Below are 24,253 nucleotides of genomic sequence, written 5' to 3' on the forward strand. Positions count from 1 at the left end.
GGGCCCGGGCGACCGATAGACTCTTGGTGAGAGTCATGGCTGTTTGGAATTAAATCTTCCGGAAAATAATTTCGTAGTGGATTGCGAGATGAATTATTTAATTCGCATTCCTTTTTATTTAAACAAAATTTGACCAATTGAGCCGGGTCATGAAATTCATGAGTGACCGGGTGAGTAAATCGGGCGGGGAGTGAGCGATGAATAGGGCGTATCGTTCGATCTGGAATGAATCACTGGGAACCTGGGTTGCTGTATCGGAGCTGGCCTCCGCCCGAGGTAAGCCGAAGAAATCAAAAGTGGCTCGGGCCGCCGCCGTGGCGGTATTGGCTTTGGGCGCGCAGGTGCATGATGCTCATGCGCAGTACGCTGCAAATGCTAACTCAGCTACGACACAAGGCGCGGCGATCGCTATCGGTAGCGCCGGGGGGGGAACTGCGTCGGCGGGTCAGCAATGGGCAATCGCGATTGGTGGTTACGCTACTGCCGGCAACACATATTCAGTGGCGCTTGGCGGATATAGTCTTGCTACCGGGAGTTCCGCTACTGCGCTCGGATGGGCGGCCAATGCCACTGGTACAGGCGCTACCGCAGTAGGACAGAGCTCCACTGCTAGCGGTAATACTAGCGTCGCTCTCGGGAGCGGTGCCATTGCTTCTGTCGGCAACGCCGTAGCGATAGGAGCGACGTCGACGGCAAATGTCACGAACTCGGTCGCACTCGGCAACGGTTCGGTGACGACCAGTGCGTTGTCAGCATCGAGTGCGGGTACCACCACGGTCAACCCCACGTCGATTGGCGGCCTGACGTTCGGTAACTTCGCCGGCGCCGGATCGGCAGGTGGTGTCGTCAGTGTCGGCCAACCGGGATCGGAACGCCGCATCCAGAACGTCGCGGCGGGCCTCGTCAGCGCGACCAGCACCGATGCCATCAACGGCAGTCAGCTCTATTCGGTTGCAAGCACCACGACGTCGAGCATCACGAGCCTGTCGACCTCGGCTTCGACCGGCCTGTCGTCGGCTAATAGTTCGATCACTTCACTGTCGACTTCGACGTCGACGGGGCTGTCGTCGGCGAATAGTTCGATCACGTCGTTGTCGACTTCGACCTCGACTGGTCTTTCGTCGGCGAATAGTTCGATCACGTCGTTGTCCACGTCGACCTCGACGGGCTTGTCGTCGGCGAATAGTTCGATCACGTCGTTGTCGACCTCAACCTCGACGGGCCTGTCGTCGGCGACCAGCTCGATCTCTTCGCTGTCCACGTCGACCTCGACGGGCCTGTCGTCGGCTACCAGCTCGATCGCGTCGTTGTCGACCTCGACCTCGACTGGTCTGTCGTCGGCCAACAGTTCGATCTCCTCGTTGTCTACGTCGAGCTCGACGGGCCTGTCGTCGGCCACCAGCTCGATCACGTCGTTGTCGACTTCGACCTCGACGGGCCTCTCGTCGGCGACCAGTTCGATCACGTCGCTGTCGACTTCGACCTCGACGGGCCTTTCGTCGGCTACCAGCTCGATCGCGTCGTTGTCGACCTCGACCTCGACTGGTCTGTCGTCGGCCAACAGTTCGATCTCCTCGTTGTCTACGTCGAGCTCGACGGGCTTGTCGTCGGCGACCAGCTCGATCTCTTCGCTGTCCACGTCGACCTCGACGGGCATCAGCTCACTGTCGACCGGCCTGAGTTCGACCGATAGCTCGGTGTCGTCGCTGTCGACTTCGACGTCGACGGGGCTGTCGTCTGCGAATAGCTCGATTACGTCGCTGTCGACCTCCACGTCGACCGGCTTGTCGTCGGCCAACAGTTCGATTTCCTCGCTGTCCACGTCGACCTCGACGGGCCTGTCGTCCGCGAACAGCTCGATTACGTCGCTGTCGACTTCCACGTCGACCGGCTTGTCGTCGGCCAACAGTTCGATTTCCTCGCTGTCCACGTCAACTTCTACGGGTATCAGCTCACTGTCGACCGGCCTGAGCTCGACCGATAGCTCGGTGTCGTCGCTGTCGACTTCGACTTCGACCGGTTTGTCGTCGGCCAACAGCTCGATTTCCTCGTTGTCCACGTCGACCTCGACGGGCCTGTCGTCCGCGAACAGCTCGATTACGTCGCTGTCGACCTCCACGTCGACCGGCTTGTCGTCTGCGAATAGCTCGATCACTTCGCTTTCGACTTCCACATCGACCGGCCTGTCGTCGGCTAACAGCTCGATCTCCTCGCTGTCCACGTCGACTTCGACGGGCATCAGTTCGCTGTCGACCGGCCTGAGCTCGACCGACAGCTCGGTGTCTTCGCTGTCGACTTCGACTTCGACCGGTTTGTCGTCGGCCAACAGCTCGATTTCCTCGCTGTCCACGTCGACCTCGACGGGCCTGTCGTCCGCGAACAGCTCGATTACGTCGCTGTCGACTTCCACGTCGACCGGCTTGTCGTCGGCCAACAGTTCGATTTCCTCGCTGTCCACGTCAACTTCTACGGGTATCAGCTCACTGTCGACCGGCCTGAGCTCGACCGATAGCTCGGTGTCGTCGCTGTCGACTTCGACTTCGACCGGTTTGTCGTCGGCCAACAGCTCGATTTCCTCGTTGTCCACGTCGACCTCGACGGGCCTGTCGTCCGCGAACAGCTCGATTACGTCGCTGTCGACCTCCACGTCGACCGGCTTGTCGTCGGCCAACAGTTCGATTTCCTCGCTGTCCACGTCGACCTCGACCGGTCTGTCGGCCGCGAACAGCTCGATCACGTCGCTGTCGACTTCGACGTCGACCGGTTTGTCGTCGGCTAACAGCTCGATTTCCTCGCTGTCCACGTCGACTTCGACGGGCTTGTCGTCCGCGAACAGCTCGATCACGTCGCTGTCGACTTCCACGTCGACGGGCTTGTCGTCTGCTAATAGCTCGATCACGTCGCTGTCGACCTCGACCTCGACGGGCCTGTCGTCGGCCAGCAGCTCGATCTCCTCGCTGTCGACTTCCACATCGACCGGTTTATCGTCCGCCAACAGCTCGATTTCTTCGCTGTCCACGTCGACGTCGACGGGCATCAGCTCGTTGTCCACTGGCCTGAGTTCAACCAACAGCGCGATCCTGTCGCTGTCCACCTCGACCTCGACCGGCATCGGCTCGCTGTCCACGGGCTTGAGCGCGACCAACAGTTCGGTGACGTCGCTGTCCACGTCGACTTCGACTGCTATTCAGGCGGCCAAGACACACTATTACAGTGTCAACGACAACGGTACGCCACAGGGCAACTACAACAACGACGGCGCCACCGGGGTCAACTCGCTCGCGGCCGGCATCAATGCGTCGGCGACAGGAAGCAGCGATACCGCGGTGGGCTACGGCGCTACGGCAAGCGGCGGTGCATCGCTTGCGCTGGGCCAGTCTGCCACCGCCAGCGGGGCGGGCAGCATAGCGGCCGGAAGTGGCGCGCAAGCTGTTGGTGCGGGCAGCGTGGCCGTGGGGCAGAGTGCGGGAAGCGGCGCGGCGGCCGGTAACTCGGGCAATACCGCGGTCGGCACGCTTGCCGGCCAGAATGTGACCGGCACGATCAACGCGGCATACGGCTTCAACGCGGGCAACAACGTCTATGGGCAGAACAATAGTGCCCTTGGAGCGGGTGCAGGCGACAGCGTAGGTAGTGCGACCACAACGGCCAGTTACAACACGGCGGTTGGTACGAGCGCGGGCAACAATGTAACGAGCAATCACAACGTTGCCATCGGGGACAGCAGCGGCTCCAATGTCTCGGGCGGCGACAACAATTTCGCCGCCGGGAGCACGGCAGGAACCAATGTGATCGGCGCGAACAACGTTGCGCTGGGTTTTCAGGCCGGACAGGGCGTGACCGGCAGCAATAACATCGCCATCGGCCGAAAGGCGGGTAGCGGTACCACTGCGAGCGATACGATTGCCCTGGGCAATTCGGCGTCGGCAACGCAGAGTACCGCGATTGCCTTGGGCCTGAATGCGCAGGCCGGCGCATCGGCTGGCGACGTCGCGCTCGGCGCCGGATCGGTCACTGCCGCGCCCAATCCGACACCGAGCGCCGTGATCGGCGGAACGACCTATTCGTTTGCGGGAACGAATCCGCAAAGCGTCGTCAGTGTTGGTGCGTCGGGCGCCGAACGGCAGATTACTAATGTTGCCGCCGGTCGGATCTCCGCATCCAGTACCGACGCGATCAATGGTTCTCAGCTGTATGCAACCAACACCGCGCTCAATTCGTTGTCGACGACGGTTGCGTCGTCATCGAGCGCGATTTCATCGCTGTCGACCGGCTTGAGTTCGACCGTCAGTTCGGTGGCATCGCTGTCGACGTCCACGTCGACGGGGCTGTCGTCGGCCAGCAGCTCGATTACGTCGCTGTCGACTTCGACGTCGACCGGTCTGTCATCGGCGAATAGCTCGATCGGTTCGCTGTCCACGTCGACGTCGACCGGTCTGTCGTCGGCGAATAGCTCCATCACGTCGCTGTCGACGTCGACTTCGACGGGCCTCTCGTCGGCGAATAGCTCGATCGATTCGCTGTCCACGTCGACCTCGACCGGCCTGTCGTCGGCGAATAGCTCGATCACGTCGCTGTCGACGTCGACCTCGACGGGCCTCTCGTCGGCGAATAGCTCGATCGATTCGCTGTCCACGTCGACCTCGACCGCCCTGTCGTCGGCGAACAGCTCGATCACGTCGCTGTCGACTTCGACTTCGACCGGTCTGTCGTCGGCGAACAGCTCGATCACGTCGCTGTCGACCTCGACCTCGACCGGTCTCTCGTCGGCGAACAGCTCGATCACGTCGCTGTCGACTTCGACTTCGACCGGTCTGTCGTCGGCCAACAGCTCGATCTCGTCGCTGTCCACGTCGACTTCGACTGGCTTATCGTCGGCGAACAGTTCGATCACGTCGCTGTCCACGTCGACCTCGACCGGCCTCAGCTCGCTGTCGACCGGTCTGAGTTCGACCGATAGCTCGGTGGCGTCGCTGTCGACTTCCACCTCGACCGGCCTGTCGTCGGCGAACAGTTCGATCACGTCGCTGTCCACCTCGACTTCGACGGGCATCAGCTCGTTGTCGACCGGCCTCAGCTCGACCGATAGCTCGGTGTCGTCGCTGTCGACGTCGACGTCGACTGGATTGTCGTCGGCCAACAGCGCGATCTCGTCACTGTCCACCTCGACTTCAACGGGCATCAGCTCGCTGTCGACCGGCTTGAGCTCGACCAATAGCACGGTGTCGTCGCTGTCGACGTCGACGTCGACCGGGTTATCGTCGGCGAACAGCTCGATCTCCTCGCTGTCCACGTCGACCTCGACCGGCATCAACTCGCTGTCCACCGGCCTGAGCGCAACCAACAGCACGATCCTGTCGCTGTCCACCTCGACGTCGACCGGTATCGGCTCTCTGTCCACGGGCCTCAGCTCGACCAACAGTTCGATCACGTCGCTGTCCACGTCGACCTCGACCGCGATCGACGCGGCGAAGACGCACTACTTCAGCGTCAACGACGGCGGTACGCAAGCGGGGAACTACGCCAATAACGGCGCGACGGGCGTCAACGCGCTCGCAGTGGGCGTCAACGCGAGCGCGGCGGGCGCGAGCGGCGTCGCGATCGGCGATGGCTCGAACAGCCAGTCGACCGGCGCGGTCGCAATCGGCCAGAACGCATCGGCAACAGGCGGCAAGGCCGTGTCGATCGGCTCCGGCAATACCGCGAGCGGCGACGGCGCGGTCGCGATCGGCGACCCGAGCGTCGCGACGGGCACCGGCGCAGTCGCGATGGGGGCGGACGACACGGCAACCGGCACCGGCGCAGTGGCGCTCGGCAACGCGAACACGGCAACCGGCAACGGCGCGCTCGCACTCGGCAGCTCGAGCCAGGCCACCGCGGACAACACGATCGCACTCGGCAACCAGGCCACGGCCAGCGCTGTCGGTGCGCAGGCCTACGGCTCAGGCGCCACGGCCAGCGCCACCAACGCGCTCGCGTTCGGTTCGAACGCCACCGCGAACGTCGCCAACTCGATCGCGCTCGGCGCGAACTCGATTACCGGCAACGCGGTCGGGGTGTCGAGCGTCACGGTCGGCGGCGTCGCTTACTCGGTCGCCGGCACCAATCCCGTGGGCGTCCTGAGCATCGGTTCGCCGGGCGCGGAACGCCAGATCACGAACGTCGCTGCCGGTCAGGTCTCGGCCACCAGCACGGACGCGATCAATGGCAGCCAGTTGAACGCGACGAACCAGGCGGTCAACAACCTGTCGACATCGACCGCGACGAACGTTGCATCGCTGTCGACGGGTATCAACTCGCTGTCGACGGGCCTGAGCTCGACCAACAGCAACGTGTCTGCGCTGTCCACATCGACGTCGACCGCGATCAACGCGCTGTCGACATCGACGGCGGCCGGCATCGGTTCCCTGTCCACCGGCCTGAGTACGACGAACAACAACGTGGCCTCGCTGTCGACCGGCGTGACGAACATCAACAACCAGTTGAGTCAGCTTTCCACGTTGATGACGACGAACACGACGAACACCGCCGGCGTCGCCGCCGACATGAACGGCACCGGCTCCGACAAGCCGACCGTCACCGCCGGCTCGAACTCGGTGGCGATCGGCGCGAATTCGACGGACGGTGGCCGCCAGAACGTGGTGTCGGTCGGCAGCGACACGCAGCAGCGCCAGATCATCAACGTGGCGCCCGGTACGCAGGGCACCGACGCGGTCAACGTGAACCAGCTCAATGCGGTGCAGTCGACGCTGTCGACGGCGCTGTCAGGCCAGCAGGCGCAGATCAACTCGCTGGGTTCGCAACTGCAGCAGACCGACCAGATGGCGAAGCAGGGTATCGCGGCTGTCGGCGCGATGGCGTCGATCCCGCAGCTCGACCGCGATTCCAACTTTGGGATGGGGGTGGGCACGTCGACCTTCCTCGGCCAGAAGGCGATGGCGGTCAACATGCAGGCGCGCATCACCGACAACCTGAAGGCGTCGATCAACGGCGGCTTCAGCGGCGGCCAGAGGGTGATCGGTGCCGGCATGCTGTATCAGTGGAAGTAGTCGCGCGTTCCTGCACCGGCGGATGGAAAGCCCGGGCGACAGGACGGTTGTGTCAGCAGGCACTGGAAAATCTGATGTGCGTGCATTGGAGATCGCTTTGGACAATACGGCAATGCACCGCAACTATGATGATCTTGTCGACGACGCGGAGCTTGGGCTGGCCCGGAAAGAGTTCTTCTTTGTTTATCAGCCAAAGCTCCGCCTTGAGACCGGATTGCTGTCCGGGTTCGAGTCCTTGATACGCTGGCATCATCCGGAACATGGCGTGTTGATGCCATCGGTATTCATTGATCTTGTCGAAGCGTCGTACCTGACGAGCCAGTTCACTGATTACGTCATGACGGAGTCTGCGCGGGTGCTTGCTAGTTGGGCGGCTCTCGGATACGGTGGTTTGTCGCTGTCTGTCAATTTGCCTGCTCGTGAAATCACGCGGCCGGGAGTGGGAAAAAGTTTGTCTTTTATTCTCGATTCTTATGCGGTTCGAGCCGAGAATTTTCAAATTGAGCTTACGGAATCAATCGATCCAGGTCCAATCGAGACACTGGCAACGGCCATAACCTCGATCCGGAACATGGGGGTGAGTGTTGCAATCGACGACTTTGGTTCAGGGTGTTGGTCACTGACAAAATTGCATCGCCTGGCAGTAGACACGCTCAAGCTGGATCGATCCTTTATGCTCGATATTCACGAGAACATCGAATCACGGGCTATGGTGGAAATGCTCGTTGAACTCGGGCACCGCTTGAAGAAGCGTGTCGTGATCGAAGGTGTCGAAACCGAGGCTCAGTTCGCGTGGTTGAAGGAAATGACGCAAATCGAATGCCAGGGATATTACATATCCGAGCCAGTCCGCGAGGAGCAGATAGACGGGCTGATTGAGCAGCATGGCATTCCGTGTTGAACGAGGCGTGGTTGTCGGCGTCTTGCTCGGCGCTGCGGACCGACGACCAGAGGATTTCCACGATGTCTTATCGAGATTGACGGTGTTGCGCCGACATCGCTACGCGCGCGACCGAGTTTGCAAGATATATAGCCGGCTGCGGGTGTGCTCAATTCATCGAAGGCATGTCAGACCGCAACTCGCGAATGATGCGGTTCAAAATCAAGGGTAAAGCAGTCCCGCGTAAATGCATCAATGTAGTCCATCATCATGTCTGACGCGAGTTCGGCTTCCCGCTCGTCACCATCAGCTACTGCACGCGCGACCCTCGTGTGCTGCAGACTTGCCGACGGCAAATCATTCAACCGTTTGTGATACATGAAGTAAAAGCGCCGGGACAGCGCATGTAACGGTGCGATAGCCTCGGCGGCGAACCGATTTCGCGAACACTGCGCGATAAGCTGATTGGCCGTATATACGCTTCTCAAATAGGCGACAACGTCTTGTGATTCACCTGCCGCGTCGAGTTTTTCAACGACGCTGCGGATCTGCTCGCGCTCCTCGGGCGATGCACGCCGTGCAGCGCGCCGTGCGATAAGCCGCTCGAGTTCACGGCGCGTTTCGAGCACGAGCAACTGATCATGAATGTTCGGAACAGTGATCATGATGCCGTGACGCGGCACGATTTGAAGCAGATGCGAAGCAGCCAATCGTTGTGCGGCCTCGCGAACCGGCGTTCTTCCAGTATTCAGCTTCTCCGCGAGCGATGCCTCCGACCAGACACTGCCGGGCGCAAGCTCCAGCGTCACGATGAGTTCTTCGAGTTTTTGATGAGCCTGTTCGGCAAGGGTGCTACCCGTCAGTCCGTTCATGTGTCCGGTGATCCAGCAAAAAATATTACTAACATATTAGTCCGGTCACCCCCCGTTTTCAACTCGCTGCTAAAGGGGTCAAGGTTGGCGAGCGGGTTTACCCGTTTTGACCTTCGGCAGTCGTGTCGATATCCTACTGATATGTTAGTAACATCTGAGTGACATGCTTGCTGGATGAGTGGGGTTGAAGACAAGGCGGCGTCGTGCCAGATGCCGATAGATCTGCCGGGCTCGCTGACCGTGACCGAGGTCGGCATGGGCGTCGCTGACATAAGTGCCAGAGTGCCTGGCATTCTCGTGATCATCTGCTGGCACTGGTGAGTGCTGCTTCATCGGAATCGCATGCAACATTCGCGAATGGGTGTTCGCCTGCGTGATTGCAGCCGCAGGGCTCCGGGGGAATTGTCGACGGGCAAAGTCGGCATCATGCGCGAAATAGGGACGAAAAGACCGGCTATCTGCTCGTGGAGAATTTCAATGGGTGCAGGAAGACTTCCGCGCTCGTTGCCGAGCACGTGCTGTTTGAAATAAAGAGCGAAGAGCGCCGGATTTGATTTTATCGATATGAGAATGCACGCAACAATGTGCAGGTGCCTGCTCGGGTATTGTTGTGTCGCGCTGAATTGGTTTTGTTGTAAGTTGAATTGATGTTGAGGTTTGAGTGAGGAGGATTTCAATCGCTCGGCAGTTGTTAAAAAATATTATATTTGTGTTTGTGTATTCGGGCGATCGATTGGAGTGGTCTGAAAATTAATCGTGTCGATGAAGGCTGGGGGTTTTATGAGCATCTTGTTAGTGGAAGGAGATCCAGGTCAGGCGTCAGCATTTGAACAGGCGCTGCGAGGGTCAAATCAGGAAATTTCAGTGGCGTGCGATAGTGCGCGAGCCGTTCAGTTTCTGAGAAGGAAAATGGTGGAGCTCGTGGTGCTTGACTGGCGAATCCCGGATGCCAGTGGTCTGAATTTGTTGCACTGGATTCGAGCTAATCTTGGGGACGCGCCCGTCGTGTTATTTCTGGCGGCGAGAACACTTGAGGCGGATATTGCCGCTGCGCTGGATGCCGGGGCCGATGAGTACATAGGTAAGCCATTTCGTGAGATCGAGTTGGTAGCTCGAATCAATGCGCTGCTGCGTCGAAATGGTCGCAATAAAAAGGCCGATAATAGAGTCGAGGTTGGGGCGTATGTTGTGAATCCGCTGATGCGCACGATAACCCTGCACGGTAAAAACATTGATTTGACTGCGAAGGAATTTTCCTTGGCGAATTGCCTGTTCAATAATCTCGGAAGCGTGGTTTCCCGAGATTTCTTGTCGACGCTGGCATGGGGGCGGGCACTGGATGGCACGTCGCGGAGCCTTGACACGCATATCTATCGACTTCGTCAGAAATTGGCGCTTCGTCCGGAAAACGGCTTTCAATTGAGCGCGGTGTATACGCACGGTTATCGGCTCGATATGGTCGACGATTTCTCGATGGCGGGGAATTTCATGGCCCCTGGGCAGGTCGCACGGGGTGCGATGGCTGAACTGCAGGAGCCGCTTCCGAGTTGCTTCAAAAATGCCGCGTGATTCGTCCGGCTAATGGGGGGGAGTGAAAGTGATTCGAGAGGCTCCTTGTGACGATTTGACGAGCGACATCCTCGTGACTTGACCCTGCGACAAGACGAACTTGATGGTTGATCTGTCGACGACCGGATCGTTCGGATCTTGCACGGCGCCAAGATTCGGGGCGGGCTGGCGAAGGATCGGTGCGAGCGCCCCGATGTTGCGGGGCAGAAGTTTGATCGTGGACGCAGCAAGCTCGGCGAAATGAAAGGGGGGCGACGTGCGTCGGCGCGGGACGTTCGAATCGGAGCGCGATCGGTTGGAGGTGCCCGATGTCACGACCCGGTCCGGTGCACGGCTCTCGCACGGCAGCGCATTTTGACCATCTTGCCTACAGGTGGTTTTTGGGGGGCTTTCTCATGGTTGACCGGCCGACGTCGCTCGGGAGGTGACACTCGTCCTTCCGACTACGTGTGGTCGATGGGGCAGTACAAGGCTGCCCGTCAACCGTCGATTGCGGCGTGACAAGACGACAAACTGCTCCAATCCTCCGTCGAGGGCGTCGTGACGAGCTTCCGCGCCTTGATCGTCGTCACACGCTTGCGCCCCATTTGTTCTGACAGGGCTCGCTGGGGATGTACGGGAATCCCCGAGGTGTCGCGGCCGGTGCTGCATAGCCACGGCGACGGACCGAACAGGCGACTCTCGGTATCCTCCTGAATACCGCCGCCGGCGCACGTGTTTTTTCTAAGTCATTGTTTTTGCGTGATATATTTTCGCGCATCCTGCCTCTTCCGCGTCGCGTCACGTTCAATTTCAAGCGATCGAAGCTCAGCGCCGGGCGCCCCTCGCCGCCCCGAAAATTCCTCCGGCGCCCCTTCTTGAATTTGTCAAAACCCGTCCATATAATTAGCACTCGCTGCACGAGAGTGCTAACAATTCTCTGCCGGGCGATTTGCCGGGCAGATTCCCTAAGCGTTCTTCAATCTCAGTCAAGAGAGGAGTGAATATGAACCTTCGTCCTTTGCACGATCGCGTGATCGTCAAGCGCCTGGATCAGGAAACCAAGACCGCCTCGGGCATCGTGATCCCCGAAGCCGCTGCTGAAAAGCCGGATCAAGGCGAGATCCTCGCGGTTGGCCCGGGCAAGCGTGACGACAAGGGTGCACCGATCGCGCTCGACGTGAAGGTCGGCGATCGCGTCCTGTTCGGCAAGTACGCAGGCCAGACCGTGAAGGTCGACGGCCAGGAACTGCTGGTCATGCGCGAAGAAGACATCATGGCCGTGGTCAACGCTAACTAAGCGTTCCTCGACGGTACATATTCCCAAGAATTCAAGGAGTTAGAAGATGGCAGCTAAAGACGTCGTATTCGGCGATTCCGCCCGTTCGAAGATGGTCGAAGGCGTGAACATTCTCGCCAACGCAGTCAAGGTCACGCTGGGTCCGAAGGGCCGCAACGTGGTGCTCGAGCGCAGCTTCGGCGGCCCGACGGTCACCAAGGACGGTGTGTCGGTCGCGAAGGAAATCGAGCTGAAGGACAAGCTCCAGAACATGGGCGCGCAAATGGTCAAGGAAGTTGCTTCCAAGACCAGCGACAACGCAGGCGACGGCACGACGACGGCAACCGTCCTCGCGCAATCGATCGTTCGCGAAGGCATGAAGTACGTCGCATCGGGCATGAACCCGATGGACCTGAAGCGCGGCATCGACAAGGCAGTCGCAGCGGCTGTCGAAGAGCTGAAGAAGATCAGCAAGCCGTGCACGACGAACAAGGAAATCGCACAGGTCGGCTCGATCTCGGCGAACAGCGATTCGTCGATCGGCGATCGCATCGCTGAAGCGATGGACAAGGTCGGCAAGGAAGGCGTGATCACCGTCGAAGACGGCAAGTCGCTGGCTGACGAACTCGACGTCGTCGAAGGCATGCAATTCGACCGCGGCTACCTGTCGCCGTACTTCATCAACAACCCGGACAAGCAAGTCGCCGTCCTCGACAACCCGTTCGTGCTGCTGCACGACAAGAAGGTGTCGAACATCCGTGACCTGCTGCCGGTACTCGAGCAAGTCGCAAAGGCTGGCCGTCCGCTGCTGATCATCGCTGAAGACGTCGAAGGCGAAGCGCTCGCGACGCTGGTCGTCAACAACATCCGTGGCATCCTGAAGACCGTCGCGGTCAAGGCACCGGGCTTCGGCGATCGTCGCAAGGCGATGCTGGAAGACATCGCGATCCTGACCGGCGGTCAAGTCGTCGCGGAAGAAACCGGCCTGACGCTCGAGAAGGCAACGCTGGCAGAACTGGGCCAGGCGAAGCGCATCGAAGTGGGCAAGGAAAACACGACGATCATCGACGGCGCAGGCGAAGCCGTGAACATCGAAGCACGCGTGAAGCAAGTGCGCGCGCAAATCGAAGAAGCGACGTCGGACTACGACCGTGAAAAGCTGCAAGAGCGCGTGGCCAAGCTGGCCGGCGGCGTAGCAGTGATCAAGGTCGGTGCTGCGACCGAAGTCGAAATGAAGGAAAAGAAGGCACGTGTCGAAGACGCACTGCACGCAACGCGCGCAGCTGTGGAAGAAGGCATCGTGGCAGGCGGCGGCGTTGCGCTGATCCGCGCTCGCACCGCGATCGCAGGCCTGACCGGCCTGAACGCCGACCAGAACGCCGGCATCAAGATCGTGCTGCGTGCAATGGAAGAGCCGCTGCGTCAGATCGTCACGAACGGCGGCGAAGAAGCCAGCGTCGTGGTGGCGGCAGTTGCTGCAGGCAAGGGCAACTACGGCTACAACGCAGCGACGGGCGAGTACGTCGACATGGTCGAAGCCGGCGTCGTCGACCCGACCAAGGTCACGCGCACCGCACTGCAGAACGCAGCTTCGGTTGCAGGCCTGCTGCTGACGACGGACGCAGCCGTTGCAGAACTGCCGAAGGAAGATGCACCGATGGCTGGCGGCATGCCGGGCGGCATGGGCGGCATGGGCATGGACATGTAATCGACTTCGGTCGATGGTGTCCGGAGCGCGCAGCGATGCGCGTTCCAGCCAAAAGAAAAGACCCGCAGCGATGCGGGTCTTTTTTTATGCGTGCGCCGGGCGATCGGAATCAGAAGCCCGGCAGGTAGCACGAAGCGTCGTCGTCTTCATCGTGAAGACCGTAACTGCACGCGAATGGGTCGTGCCAGCCGTTGTGGCGGCCGTTGTAGAGATAGGCCGTGGCGCCATTCGATGCCCATGTCAGTGACGCGGTGCCGCTGGAATAAACGCGCCATCTCGCCGAACTGCCGTCCGGGAACGATACGGTGCCGCTCGAATGGCAGGGCGAGTAGTAATCTTCGGCAACAAACTTGCCGTCAATCGGCGCCGCTCTGGAAAAGAACCGCTTCAACTGGTCGACGGTTGGCGTGAAGTTCCTGCATGCGTCCCTGGTCAGTCGATCGTCCGGGGCTGACGTCTGGCCGGATTGCTCGACTGTCACGGTGCTTACCCCTCGGGCCTGGCTGATGGCGATCGGGGCGCACAACGCAACGGCGAAGACGCATCTCGCTAGATCCATGGCGTCACTCCCACCGTGCGGTACTTGCTTCGGTCGCGTTCTTGCGCCCGACTTCCGGGTGCCGATAGACCTCTCTCATCTCGACTTTCAGCGTCTCGGACAATTCACGAACCAGCCATTTGAGCGATGCATTTTGTTCGGTTGTGACGCTTTCGTAGACAGGTTCTGCGGTTTTTTCATCTGGATAGTACATGCCGACAAGCTCGATTCCGATTGCGTCCGAGTTGGATGGATAGCGGTCCGGAAACGCTTTACGGGATTCGTGGCGATGGGATGCGGCGGGGCCGGTCTGATACGCGCGCCTTGCCGCCCTGAGGTCCGCAGCAGAGCACTTGAGGGTGGTGATGCAACGTGACTGCAATTTGCCGACGTGATTGGTGATTCTGTTCAGGGAGGCGGTTTGATAGATCGTTCCATCCTTGTCGATCAGGAAATGGGCGCCGTTCGGTACATGTGCGGTGTTGCCGTAGCTATTGAAAGTACTCGACGCGGTGGCGCCTCCAGTTTGATGGACGACGATTCCATTCACGTGCTCCATCGGCCCTCGTTCGATGGATGAATATATTTTGAGAATCACGCGTTCGGCATCGACATGGCCTTGCTTCGAAACGAAAAGCATGACTACCTCCGATACTCAGGCTGCGTTGCCGGTTTTGATGTCGTATCCCGCAGTGACCGTTCCGCCGTTGCCGCCTTGGGCGCTCTGAGCGACATACTCTTGCCGGATGCGGGCGAATGAGAGTTGGATCTCTTCTCGTGGTCGAGCCATGTTCAAATTGGCAACCGAATGGATTCGCGTGATCAGGACGTCATCCAGCGTGATCTTCAGGTATTCGAGCGGCATGCCGCCGGCCTTGCGCGCTATCAGCACGGCGTTCTCGATGTGATTCCCTTTCAGGCAATGCAGCATGAGGATCGGCGATGCGCGATCGACATAATGCTCGATGGTCAGATCGTTGGCCGTGCACTTGCCTCCAGTGTTGCCTGTACCCGAGCGTGCGGTAAGTGGTTGGTCGGCCGACCAATCCCACGCCAATATCTCGATCTCGTCTGGATGAGTGGCGTCTCGAGATTCGCCTCTGATGCCGGTCAGTTTCAGGAAAATGTCCTGCGCCATCGCTTGCTCCTTTGCATCGGTCACTTTGAATGAAATGAACCCTAGCATTGCGCGTGGCGGCCAATCTATTGGATCAGTTCGATTTTCGGCGAGCCTGGACGTTGAAAAGTACGACGTTAATTCATTGGTCAGCCGAGAATCGATACGAGTCGGGCTGGCGCGAACGCGGATTCGGCAGCGGCGACTGACTGGGCGGGATTGCGCGGGCCGATGGATCGGCTCTCGGGCCGCACGGGAAACCGAAGATTGGGAGGCGAGGGGGCGAGCCGACGGTCGTTGTCGGTGTGTTGCGTGCGTCAGCGTCGATTCGCCGATGCGGGACGTGTACTGCCGAGATGACAAGAAGGGCGGCCGGCGTTCGAGCGCTCAAATGCTCAAGCGCCGACGCGCTCCAGGTGACTCAATGCCGGTGCGACGTCCTCGGCACCGGGTCGGCCTTCACTGCCGGCGGCGTGTCCGAGTCCTCGTTGCTGCGCGCCCAGAAGAACCGGTCGGGCAGGTACGCACCCATGCCGGGCCGGAACGCGTCCCGCACGGCCTGGTACAGATATTCCTGCGCCTCACGAACCGCTTCGGGCGGTTCCTGGCCGTTCGCGAGCAGTGCCGCGATGGCCGCGCCCAGCGTATCGGTGATGCCCATCAGCCGGTGCGGCGAGCGATCCCACATATCTTCGCGGAGCTGGCCTTCCTCGCCGTACAGCGTGTTGACGAGCCGGTGCGAGCCCGCCTCGGACGACAGGATGTACTCGCAGCCCTGCGACAGCAGGTGCGACACGGCTGCGTCGAGATTCGGCGCCTCGGCGTCGCCGTCCGGCTGCGCGAGTGCGATCAGCGTTGCGTAGTCGGCGACCAGCAGCGTGGTTTGCGGCGCGAGCAGGTCGGCGATCGATTCGCGCAGGTCGTCGGCTGCAAGCACGTGTTCGTCGTCGAGCGTGAAGTCCGGCGCGAGCACGAGCGGCACGCCGTCGTAGTCGGCGACGACCTCGGCGATCGCGCTCACGACTTCCGCGCGCGTTGCCGCGCCGATCTTGAACGCCGCAACCGGCATGTCTTCGAGCAGCATGCGCGCCTGGGCGGCGACCACGTCGGGATCGAGGCCGGTCACTTCGTCGCAGGCGGCCGAGTCGCGCACGGTGTAGCCCGTCAGGACGGACACGCCGTGACAGCCCATGCTCGCCAGGGTCATCAGATCGGCTTGGAGGCCGGAGCCGCCGGTGGGATCGGACAGGCCGAAGGTGAGGACGATCGGAGGGGCGTTGCTGGACATGTAAAAATGGGGCAAGAGAAAAACGGAAAAGCGACGGACGTGCGGGCGGCGAGGCGAAATGGGCGTTTTCGGCCCTGTGTTGCCCGGCAGGCCGCACTTTTCAGCCATTATGCGGCGGAATCCGGCCCGCACGACGGATTTTTTAGCGCAGCGCAACGTAGTTGCCTTACTCCAGCGCGATTGCTAGGCAGTCCGGCCCCGACACGGTACCATCATGGCTCCCGAATTTACCGACTTTCCCGACGCGGCTTAAGATGGAATACAAGAGCTGGATGTGCCTGATTTGTGGCTGGATTTACGACGAAGAAGCCGGGCTGCCGGAAGAGGGCATTGCCCCGGGCACGCGCTGGGAAGACGTCCCGATCAACTGGACGTGCCCTGAATGCGGCGCCCGCAAGGAAGACTTCGAGATGGTCCAGATCTGACCGGACCGTCGGCCCACGGACACACCGCTCAGGCCTCGCACCGGCCCGGCGCTCGCGCGTCGAGGCTTGCGCGAGCGACTTGACGATGACAGGCGCGCGTGTCCATGAGGCCCGAACCGGCGAACGTTCCCCACCCTGACGCACTGCCCAACCCGCGCGGCGGGGCCGTGCGCGCGGCCGACGCATGGCTTGCGGCGGCCGCCGACGCGTTCGGCCGTCGCGACGACGCAGCCGCGCCGCTGTCCGCTGCGGCGGCCGTGCTGGCGGAAGCCGGCTGGCTGCCGGCCGCGCGTTTCGCGGGGCAGTTGTCGGCCGCCGTGCCGCTCGTCGCCGTCGAGCCGACTTCGGCCGGCTGGCGTGCCGCGCTGCACGATTTCCGTGCAGCCGTCGGCCGCCACAACCTGCGCGAGCTCGCCTGCTCGCCCGTTCTCCTCGGGCATTTCCGTGCGTTGCGTGCACAAAGCGCTGCCGACCTGCGCGCGAGTGCGCCGTTCGACGCGCTTGCGCTTGTCGGCCGGGCGGTGCCGCCGGCCACGCTGCGCGCGCTGCCCGATGCGTTCGCGACCCGGATCCGTGCCCGCTACGAACAGGCGCTGCTTGGCGTACTGCGCGCGGAACGCGGCGCGCCCGATGCGGCACTCGATGAACTCGATGCGATGCTGGCCGCGCTCACCGACGACGATCCTTACGATTTCTGGCGGCTCGCGGCCGCGTGTGTGCGCGCGCTGCGTGCGAGCGGCGCGCCGGAGCTGAAGCGCTTTCTCGCGCGGACGAACCTGCTGCTCGGCGAGCACGCGCAGGGCCGGCGCAGTGCGCCGCCCGAACTCGTGCGCGAGACGGTGGCGCTGCTGTGGCGCGATTTCGCGCTGTTCGGCGCCGCGGCCGAGGATGTCGCGCTCGTCGACGTGCTGCACGACTACGGGCTGACGGTCGACTGGCACGTCGCCGGCACGCCCGCATCCGAAGCGCTGTGGGAGGCCGATGCCGCCCGGGCCGAGCACGAAGCGGTTTCCGCCGCGCCGACCCGCGCGCTCGGCGTCGTGACGGTCAATGCGCATGCCTATGAGGATTTCCTGCAGACGGCCGATGCGTCGATGGCCGACCTCGCGGCCGATCCGGCCGCGGCCGACGCGGGGGCCGCATGGCATGCGTCCGGTGCCGCCTACCGGGTCGGTACGGCCGCGTGCGCGCTCGGGCTCGGTCATGCGGCGCTCCTGGCCGACACGCTGGGCCTGGCGTGGCGGCGTGCGGCGCACGGCGTGCCGCTCGGCGACGGCGGCCTCGATGCGCACGGCCACGCGTCCGACATGCTGCGCGCGGCGTTGCTGAAGATTGCGGCCGGCGTGGCGCCGCCGGACCTCACCGCGGCGTCCGGGGCGCTCGGCGCGGCGCTCGGCCGGGCCTGACGAACGAGGGGGCGAACATGCGGCGGCGGCCCTTGTCGCGCGGGCCTGCAACACGCTCTCGACAGCGCCCGCGCGCGTGTTAGAGTGCCGTGTGATCCGCGCGCGCCGTTGCCAGCGTGGCGCGGCGTTGCTTGTTGATCGCGGCCCGGTCAGGTCGCGGCGTCTTTGCTAAAATTCAAACCATGTCAAAGCCTTCCGATCGCATCAATCTCACCAACCAGTTCCTGATCGCCATGCCGAACATGGCCGATCCGACGTTCTCGGGAACGGTGGTCTATCTTTGCGATCACAGCGAGCGCGGTGCGCTCGGCCTCGTCATCAATCGTCCTACCGACATCGACCTCGAATCGCTGTTCAACCGCATCGACCTGAAGCTCGACATCGAGCCGCTGCTGCACATTCCCGTGTACTTCGGCGGCCCGGTCCAGACCGAGCGCGGTTTTGTGCTGCACGAACCGGTGGAGGGCGCGAGCTACAACTCGTCGATGTCCGTCGAGGGCGGGCTGGAGATGACCACGTCGAAGGACGTGCTCGAGGCGGTCGCGACGGGCACCGGCCCGAAACGCTTCCTGCTGACGCTCGGCCATGCGGGCTGGGGGGCAGGGCAGCTCGAGGAAGAAATTTCCCGCAACGGCTGGCTGACCGTGGCCGCCGATCCGCGCATCGTGTTCGACACGCCGGCCGAAGAGCGCTTCGAAGCCGCACTCGGCCTGCTCGGCGTCAGCTCGTCGATGCTGTCCGGCGAAGCAGGGCACGCATGAGTGGCACGAGCGTGCGCGATGCGACACTGCTCGCGTTCGACTACGGCGAAAAACGTATCGGCGTCGCGATCGGCAATGCGCTGACGCGCTCGGCCCGTGCGCTCGTCGTGATCCAGAACCTGAACCGCGAACACCGTTTCAAGGCGGTCGGCGACCTGCTGGCCGAATGGCGGCCGGACGCGCTCGTCGTCGGCCTGCCGATGCATCCGGACGGCACGCCGCATGACATGACTCAGCAGGCGAAGCGCTTCGGCAACCAGCTGAACGGCCGCTTCGGGCTGCCCGTCACGTGGGTCGACGAGCGCTATTCGTCGGTCGAGGCCGAGGCCGGGCTGCGCGAGCGCAACGTGCGTGGCCGTGCACGGGCCGAGATGCTCGATGCCGAGGCGGCACGCGTCATTCTTCAACAGTATCTCGATCAATTGTCCGACCATGAGCACCATTGACGCCGAGGCGCTTTACCGCGTCCTGCTCGACCAGATTCGCGCCGCGTACGGCACGGCTTTCGCCGAACCGGGCGGCCCGCGGCTCGCCGGCATTCACAGCGGCGGCGCATGGCTGGCCGAGCGCCTCGCGCGCGATCTCGGTGCGCCGGCGTTCGGCGTCGTGAACGTCGCGCTGCACCGCGACGATTACGCGAAAAAGGGGCTGCACAGCCAGGCCAGCCCGACGTCGCTGCCGTTCGAGATCGACAGCGCGCGCATCGTGCTCGTCGACGACGTGCTGTACACCGGGCGCACCGTGCGCGCGGCGCTCAACGAGCTGTTCGACTACGGCCGTCCGGCTGCAGTCGAACTCGCGGTGCTCGCCGATCGCGGCGGCCGCGAGCTGCCGGTCGCCGCGCGCTTCGCGGGCGGCGCGCTCGACGTGCCGGCTGGCGCGACGCTCGTGCTCGCGCGCGACGATGCGCAGTTCACGCTGCGCGTCGAGGCGCACGGCGCCTGAACGACACGCGAACCGTATCCCGGGCCGCTGGTTTGCACCGCGGCCCGTTTGCATAGTTGGAATCACGCATACCATGACCACCGACACCACTGGCCGCACCGGCAATCCCGCTGCGGCCGCGAGCCCCGACCGGTTCCGCTACGGCTTCCTGAAGGGCAACCCGCAGCTCACGAAAAACGGCGAGCTGAAGCACCTGCTGTCGATCGAGGGCCTGCCGCGCTCGATCGTCAACCACATCCTCGATACGGCCGAGCAGTTCGTCAGCGTGACGGACCGTGAAGTGAAGAAGGTGCCGCTGCTGCGCGGCAAGTCCGTGTTCAACCTGTTCTTCGAGAACTCGACGCGCACGCGCACGACCTTCGAGATCGCCGCGACGCGCCTGTCGGCCGACGTGCTGAACCTGAACATCAATGCGTCGTCGACGAGCAAGGGCGAATCGCTGCTCGACACGATCAACAACCTGTCGGCGATGCATGCCGACCTGTTCGTCGTGCGCCACGCGTCGAGCGGCGCGCCGTACCTGATCGCCGAGCACTGCGCACCGCACGTGCACGTGATCAACGCCGGCGACGGCCGCCATGCGCACCCGACGCAGGGCCTGCTCGACATGTACACGATCCGTCACTACAAGCGCGACTTCACGAAGCTGCGCGTGGCGATCGTCGGCGACATCCTGCATTCGCGCGTCGCGCGCTCCGACATCCACGCGCTCACCACGCTCGGTGTGCCGGAAGTGCGTGCGATCGGCCCGCGCACGCTGCTGCCGGGCGGTCTCGAGCAGATGGGCGTGAAGGTGTTCCACAACCTCGACGAAGGGTTGAAGGGCGTCGATGTGATCATCATGCTGCGCTTGCAGAACGAGCGGATGAGCGGCGCGCTGCTGCCGTCGGCGCAGGAATACTTCAAGACCTGGGGCCTGACGCCCGAGCGCCTCGCGCTCGCCGCGCCCGACGCGATCGTGATGCACCCGGGCCCGATGAACCGCGGCGTCGAGATCGATTCGCAGGTCGCCGACGGCCCGCAGTCGGTGATCCTCAACCAGGTCACGTTCGGCATCGCCGTGCGGATGGCGGTGATGGGCATCGTCGCCGGCAACAGCGACTGAGCCCGCTTTCGCGCATCCTTATTCACGCAATCAACGCATTCACAGACAGCGCATGAAGATTCATATCAAAGGCGGCACGCTGATCGACCCGGTCGCCGGCACCGAGCGGCAGGCCGACGTTTTCGTTGCGGCGGGCAAGATCGCCGCGCTCGGCACCGCGCCGGCCGGTTTCAACGCGGAGAAGACCATCGACGCAGCGGGCCAGATCGTCGCGCCCGGCCTCGTCGACCTGTGCGCGCGGCTGCGCGAGCCCGGCTACGAGCACAAGGCGACGCTCGCGTCCGAGATGGCCGCGGCTGTCGCGGGCGGCGTCACGACCCTCGTGTGCCCGCCGGACACCGATCCCGTGCTCGACGAGCCGGGCCTCGTCGAGATGCTCAAGTACCGCGTGCGCAACCTGCACCAGGCGAACGTGCATCCGCTCGGCGCGCTGACGGTCGGCCTCAAGGGTGAGGTGATCACCGAGATGGTCGCGCTGACCGAGTCCGGCTGCGTCGGCTTCACGCATGCCAACGTGCCGGTGCGCGACACGCAGGTACTGCTGCGCGCGCTGCAGTACGCGAGCACCTACGACTACACCACGTGGCTGCGCCCGCTCGACGCGTTCATCGGCCGCGGCGGCGTCGCCGCGAGCGGCCCGCTCGCGTCGCGGCTCGGGCTGTCGGGCGTACCGGTCGCGGCCGAGACGATCGCGCTGCACACGATCTTCGAGTTGATGCGCGTGACCGGCGCACGCGTGCACCTCGCGCGGCTGTCGTCTGCTGCCGGCCTCGCGCTCGTGCGCGAAGCGAAGGCCGAGGGGCTGCCCGTGACCTGCGACGTCGGTGTGAATCACGTGCACCTGATCGACGTCGACATCGGCTACTTCGATTCGCAGTTCCGGCTCGATCCGCCGCTGCGCAGCGAGCGCGATCGCGAAGCGATTCGCGCGGCGCTCGCCGACGGCACGATCGACGCGATCTGCTCCGACCACACGCCGGTCGACGACGACGAGAAGCTGCTGCCGTTCGGCGAAGCGACGCCGGGCGCGACGGGGCTTGAACTGCTGCTGTCGCTCACGCTGAAGTGGGCGGACGAGACGCGTACGCCGCTGGCGCAGGCACTGCGCCGCATCACGTCCGCGCCGGCCGACGTGCTGAAGCTGCCGGCCGGTCGCCTCGCCGAAGGCGGCGCGGCCGACCTGTGCGTGTTCGACCCGCGCGCGCATTGGCGTGTCGAGCCGCGTGCGCTGAAGAGCCAGGGCCACAACTCGCCGTTCCTCGGCTACGAACTGCCCGCCTGCGTGCGCACGACGCTCGTCGCCGGGCAGATCGCGTTCGAGCGCCCCTGAACCACGCCGGACCTTCGCCATGATTGCCCTTCGCAAGCTGCGTCTCGTCTTTCACCTGTTGCGCGGCATGGCGATCGTCGCGCTGCGTTTTTCGCACGTCACGCCCGCGCGGCGTGCCGAGATGACGCGCCGCTGGTCGCTCAAGCTGCTGCGGATCTGCGGGATGCGCCTCGTCGTCCATAACGACGACGCGCGGCTCGACGCGAGCGCGCTCGTGGTCGGCAATCACGTGTCCTGGCTCGACATCTACACGATCTACGCGTGGCGGCCGACGCCGTTCGTGTCGAAGGCCGAGGTGCGACAATGGCCGGTCGTCGGCTGGCTTGCCGAGAAGCTCGACACCGTGTTCCTGCAGCGCGAGAAGCGCACCGAGGCAATGCGGGTCATGCACGAGATGGCCGAGCGCCTGCGCAACGGCGGGTTGATGTGCGTGTTTCCGGAAGGCACGACGACCGACGGGCAGGAACTGCTGCCGTTCCATGCGAACCTGTTCCAGGCCGCGGTATCGGCCGGCTGCGCGGTGCAGCCGATCTGCCTGATGTACGAGGACGCGCAGCGGCGGCAGTCGGTCGCGCCCGCCTACACGGGCGAGCTGGCGCTCGGCAAGTCGCTCGACATGGTGTTGCGTGGTGGCCCGATCGTCGCGCATCTCTACGTGTGCGAGCCGATCGCGCCGGGCGGCGACCGGCGGACGACGTCCGCCGCGGCGCGCGACGCGATCGCGGCCGCGCTCGCGACGCTGCAGGCAAATGTCGACAAGCCGACGGCCGAATCGCTCGCGGAACTGGCCAGGCATGCGTATCCGGCGACCGAAATCGGCGCCGGTGCGGCAGGCGACGGGGCGGCCGACCAGCCCGTGCCGGGGCGCGAGGGCTGACGCGTTTGGGGCCGACGCACCTCCCGGCCCCGCGAATCAGCCTCTCATCACTCTCCGCCCGGCGCGCGGCACGCTTCGCACTGCACCTGCGTGACCGTGCGCTGCGCCGGATCGGCCGTCAGCCGCACGGCTGACAGCTGGTTACCCCATACACATCCCGAATCGAGCGCGATCACGTTATCGCGCAGCATCAGGCCGAGCGCGGCCCAGTGCCCGAACACGACCGTCACGTCCTCCGTGCGGCGCCCCGGTACGTCGAACCACGGCAGGTAGCCGGGCGGCGCGCTGTCGGGGCCGCCGTTTGCCTTGAATTCCATCGCACCGTCGGGCGTGCAGAAGCGCACGCGCGTGAATGCGTTGAACGCGACACGCATCCGGTCGCGTTTCTTCAGGTCCGGGCTCCATTGATTCGGCTCGTTGCCGTACAGCTTCTGCAGCGTGTCGCGCCAGTCGGGCGCGCGCAGCGCGCGCTGGAGTTCGTCGGCGAGTTCGAGCACGAGCGCGGCATCCCACTGCGGCAGCACGCCCGCATGCACGAGCAGCATCCCGTTTTCCGCATGAACGAACGGACGATGGCGGACCCAGTCGAGGAGGGCATCGGCGTCGGGTGCGTCGAGGATCTCGCCGATGGTGTCGCCCGGGCGTTCGGTGCGCAGGCCGGCGGAGACCGCGAGCAGGTGGAGGTCGTGATTGCCGAGCACGGCGGTTGCGCGCGGGCCGAGGTCGACGAGCGCACGCAGTGCGGCAAGGGAGTCCGGGCCGCGGTTGACGACGTCGCCGGCGATCCACAGTGGAGTGTCGGCAGGCGCTGAAAGCTTATTGATCAGCGCCTGGAAAGCGGAATGACAGCCCTGGATGTCGCCGATGGCGATGGGGGTCGGAAGCATGAGGGTCGGATCGTGACGAATCGGGGTGAAAAGGGAGAAAGGCCGCTGGACACCGGTGCGGCGCAATCATTGTTCCGCATCGGGCTGGGCACCGGACCGCCGATGAGCCGCCGCGCAAGGGGCCCGGTCGCTGTATCAAGTTGTTAGCGGCATGGAGTTGGCGCCGGCTGGATTCCTATAATTGACATTTTCGCTCCGAAATTAACATCACGTGACTTTGCCGGTCATGGCGACCGGT

19 protein-coding genes are annotated in these 24,253 nt (G+C 63.3%); 13 read left to right on the top strand and 6 right to left on the bottom strand.

The features are described from left to right. Positions 1–197: 197 nt before the first annotated feature. Both ACPTTF_RS04280 and ACPTTF_RS04285 read left to right on the top strand, forming a co-directional pair. Complete coding sequence (locus ACPTTF_RS04280; RefSeq protein ID WP_423371843.1) at positions 198–7,049, top strand: ESPR-type extended signal peptide-containing protein; 6,852 nt, start codon at positions 198–200, stop codon at positions 7,047–7,049. Positions 7,050–7,071: 22 nt separating this feature from the next. Beyond that, entirely contained in the window at positions 7,072–7,950 is an 879-nt protein-coding gene (locus ACPTTF_RS04285) for an EAL domain-containing protein (RefSeq protein ID WP_423370367.1), read from the top strand. Positions 7,951–8,117: 167 nt separating this feature from the next. Here ACPTTF_RS04285 and ACPTTF_RS04290 read toward each other — a convergent pair whose 3' ends face one another. Further along, positions 8,118–8,801, bottom strand: a complete 684-nt coding sequence (locus ACPTTF_RS04290) for a GntR family transcriptional regulator (RefSeq protein WP_166957085.1) — start codon at positions 8,799–8,801, stop codon at positions 8,118–8,120. A 762-nt stretch (positions 8,802–9,563) separates the two neighbouring features. On the opposite strand from ACPTTF_RS04290, the gene ACPTTF_RS04295 reads away from it, so the two are divergent. From ACPTTF_RS04295 to groL, 3 genes are all read left to right on the top strand, one after another. Then, entirely contained in the window at positions 9,564–10,370 is an 807-nt protein-coding gene (locus ACPTTF_RS04295; protein WP_423371844.1) for a response regulator transcription factor, read from the top strand. Between the two features lie 985 nt (positions 10,371–11,355). Next, positions 11,356–11,649, top strand: coding sequence for a co-chaperone GroES (locus tag ACPTTF_RS04300; RefSeq protein ID WP_026044985.1), 294 nt, complete (start codon positions 11,356–11,358; stop codon positions 11,647–11,649). Between the two features lie 46 nt (positions 11,650–11,695). After that, positions 11,696–13,336, top strand: coding sequence for a chaperonin GroEL (gene groL / locus ACPTTF_RS04305; protein ID WP_096472611.1), 1,641 nt, complete (start codon positions 11,696–11,698; stop codon positions 13,334–13,336). A 109-nt stretch (positions 13,337–13,445) separates the two neighbouring features. On the opposite strand, the gene ACPTTF_RS04310 is transcribed toward groL, so the two are convergent. The 4 genes from ACPTTF_RS04310 to ACPTTF_RS04325 all read right to left on the bottom strand — a co-directional run bounded on the left by ACPTTF_RS04310 (position 13,446) and on the right by ACPTTF_RS04325 (position 16,279). After that, on the bottom strand, positions 13,446–13,895 hold the full coding sequence (locus ACPTTF_RS04310) for a hypothetical protein (RefSeq protein ID WP_423391150.1): 450 nt from the start codon (positions 13,893–13,895) through the stop codon (positions 13,446–13,448). 4 nt (positions 13,896–13,899) lie between these two features. Continuing rightward, entirely contained in the window at positions 13,900–14,514 is a 615-nt protein-coding gene (locus ACPTTF_RS04315; protein ID WP_423370369.1) for a peptidoglycan recognition protein family protein, read from the bottom strand. A 15-nt stretch (positions 14,515–14,529) separates the two neighbouring features. Continuing rightward, the gene (locus ACPTTF_RS04320) at positions 14,530–15,012 is read right to left on the bottom strand and encodes an Hcp family type VI secretion system effector (protein ID WP_423370370.1); all 483 of its coding nucleotides are present in this window, start codon (positions 15,010–15,012) and stop codon (positions 14,530–14,532) included. A 400-nt stretch (positions 15,013–15,412) separates the two neighbouring features. Then, positions 15,413–16,279, bottom strand: coding sequence for a hydroxymethylpyrimidine/phosphomethylpyrimidine kinase (locus tag ACPTTF_RS04325; RefSeq protein ID WP_166957093.1), 867 nt, complete (start codon positions 16,277–16,279; stop codon positions 15,413–15,415). Between the two features lie 254 nt (positions 16,280–16,533). Here ACPTTF_RS04325 and ACPTTF_RS04330 point away from each other — a divergent pair, with 254 nt between their 5' ends. The 8 genes from ACPTTF_RS04330 (at position 16,534) to ACPTTF_RS04365 (ending at position 23,128) form a co-directional block, all read left to right on the top strand. After that, a complete protein-coding gene (locus ACPTTF_RS04330) occupies positions 16,534–16,704 on the top strand; it encodes a rubredoxin (RefSeq protein ID WP_004186709.1) in 171 nt (56 codons plus the stop codon). Between the two features lie 104 nt (positions 16,705–16,808). Next, positions 16,809–18,110, top strand: coding sequence for a hypothetical protein (locus tag ACPTTF_RS04335; RefSeq protein WP_423370371.1), 1,302 nt, complete (start codon positions 16,809–16,811; stop codon positions 18,108–18,110). Positions 18,111–18,292: 182 nt separating this feature from the next. Next, positions 18,293–18,871, top strand: a complete 579-nt coding sequence (locus ACPTTF_RS04340) for a YqgE/AlgH family protein (RefSeq protein WP_011351143.1) — start codon at positions 18,293–18,295, stop codon at positions 18,869–18,871. Beyond that, on the top strand, positions 18,868–19,317 hold the full coding sequence (ruvX, locus tag ACPTTF_RS04345) for a Holliday junction resolvase RuvX (protein ID WP_423370372.1): 450 nt from the start codon (positions 18,868–18,870) through the stop codon (positions 19,315–19,317). The genes ACPTTF_RS04340 and ruvX overlap by 4 nt, the downstream gene beginning before the upstream one ends. Next, positions 19,304–19,816, top strand: a complete 513-nt coding sequence (gene pyrR / locus ACPTTF_RS04350) for a bifunctional pyr operon transcriptional regulator/uracil phosphoribosyltransferase PyrR (protein WP_423370373.1) — start codon at positions 19,304–19,306, stop codon at positions 19,814–19,816. Before ruvX ends, pyrR begins: the two co-directional genes overlap by 14 nt. A gap of 73 nt (positions 19,817–19,889) precedes the next feature. Next, positions 19,890–20,921 (top strand): aspartate carbamoyltransferase catalytic subunit, encoded by a 1,032-nt coding sequence (locus ACPTTF_RS04355; protein WP_006476735.1) that lies wholly within the window; start codon positions 19,890–19,892, stop codon positions 20,919–20,921. Positions 20,922–20,973: 52 nt separating this feature from the next. Then, the gene (locus ACPTTF_RS04360; protein WP_423370374.1) at positions 20,974–22,251 is read left to right on the top strand and encodes a dihydroorotase; all 1,278 of its coding nucleotides are present in this window, start codon (positions 20,974–20,976) and stop codon (positions 22,249–22,251) included. A 19-nt stretch (positions 22,252–22,270) separates the two neighbouring features. Continuing rightward, positions 22,271–23,128, top strand: a complete 858-nt coding sequence (locus ACPTTF_RS04365; RefSeq protein WP_423370375.1) for a lysophospholipid acyltransferase family protein — start codon at positions 22,271–22,273, stop codon at positions 23,126–23,128. 47 nt (positions 23,129–23,175) lie between these two features. Here the strand turns inward: ACPTTF_RS04365 and ACPTTF_RS04370 are convergent, their stop codons facing one another. Beyond that, positions 23,176–24,015, bottom strand: a complete 840-nt coding sequence (locus ACPTTF_RS04370) for a symmetrical bis(5'-nucleosyl)-tetraphosphatase (protein ID WP_423370376.1) — start codon at positions 24,013–24,015, stop codon at positions 23,176–23,178. Positions 24,016–24,253 lie beyond the last annotated feature (238 nt).

It is taken from the genome of Burkholderia crassaminum (genome assembly GCF_964265005.1).
Classification (GTDB): Bacteria; Pseudomonadota; Gammaproteobacteria; order Burkholderiales; family Burkholderiaceae; genus Burkholderia.

Coding starts and splice junctions, on each gene's coding strand:
- ACPTTF_RS04355 (WP_006476735.1), top strand. CDS start 19,890: ATGACCACCGACACCACTGGCCGCACCGGCAATCCCGCTGCGGCCGCG.
- ruvX (WP_423370372.1), top strand. CDS start 18,868: ATGAGTGGCACGAGCGTGCGCGATGCGACACTGCTCGCGTTCGACTAC.
- ACPTTF_RS04280 (WP_423371843.1), top strand. CDS start 198: ATGAATAGGGCGTATCGTTCGATCTGGAATGAATCACTGGGAACCTGG.
- ACPTTF_RS04285 (WP_423370367.1), top strand. CDS start 7,072: ATGGAAAGCCCGGGCGACAGGACGGTTGTGTCAGCAGGCACTGGAAAA.
- pyrR (WP_423370373.1), top strand. CDS start 19,304: ATGAGCACCATTGACGCCGAGGCGCTTTACCGCGTCCTGCTCGACCAG.
- ACPTTF_RS04365 (WP_423370375.1), top strand. CDS start 22,271: ATGATTGCCCTTCGCAAGCTGCGTCTCGTCTTTCACCTGTTGCGCGGC.
- ACPTTF_RS04335 (WP_423370371.1), top strand. CDS start 16,809: ATGAGGCCCGAACCGGCGAACGTTCCCCACCCTGACGCACTGCCCAAC.
- ACPTTF_RS04340 (WP_011351143.1), top strand. CDS start 18,293: ATGTCAAAGCCTTCCGATCGCATCAATCTCACCAACCAGTTCCTGATC.
- ACPTTF_RS04325 (WP_166957093.1), bottom strand. CDS start 16,279: ATGTCCAGCAACGCCCCTCCGATCGTCCTCACCTTCGGCCTGTCCGAT.
- ACPTTF_RS04360 (WP_423370374.1), top strand. CDS start 20,974: ATGAAGATTCATATCAAAGGCGGCACGCTGATCGACCCGGTCGCCGGC.
- ACPTTF_RS04330 (WP_004186709.1), top strand. CDS start 16,534: ATGGAATACAAGAGCTGGATGTGCCTGATTTGTGGCTGGATTTACGAC.
- ACPTTF_RS04290 (WP_166957085.1), bottom strand. CDS start 8,801: ATGAACGGACTGACGGGTAGCACCCTTGCCGAACAGGCTCATCAAAAA.
- ACPTTF_RS04315 (WP_423370369.1), bottom strand. CDS start 14,514: ATGCTTTTCGTTTCGAAGCAAGGCCATGTCGATGCCGAACGCGTGATT.
- ACPTTF_RS04300 (WP_026044985.1), top strand. CDS start 11,356: ATGAACCTTCGTCCTTTGCACGATCGCGTGATCGTCAAGCGCCTGGAT.
- groL (WP_096472611.1), top strand. CDS start 11,696: ATGGCAGCTAAAGACGTCGTATTCGGCGATTCCGCCCGTTCGAAGATG.
- ACPTTF_RS04310 (WP_423391150.1), bottom strand. CDS start 13,895: ATGGATCTAGCGAGATGCGTCTTCGCCGTTGCGTTGTGCGCCCCGATC.
- ACPTTF_RS04320 (WP_423370370.1), bottom strand. CDS start 15,012: ATGGCGCAGGACATTTTCCTGAAACTGACCGGCATCAGAGGCGAATCT.
- ACPTTF_RS04295 (WP_423371844.1), top strand. CDS start 9,564: ATGAAGGCTGGGGGTTTTATGAGCATCTTGTTAGTGGAAGGAGATCCA.
- ACPTTF_RS04370 (WP_423370376.1), bottom strand. CDS start 24,015: ATGCTTCCGACCCCCATCGCCATCGGCGACATCCAGGGCTGTCATTCC.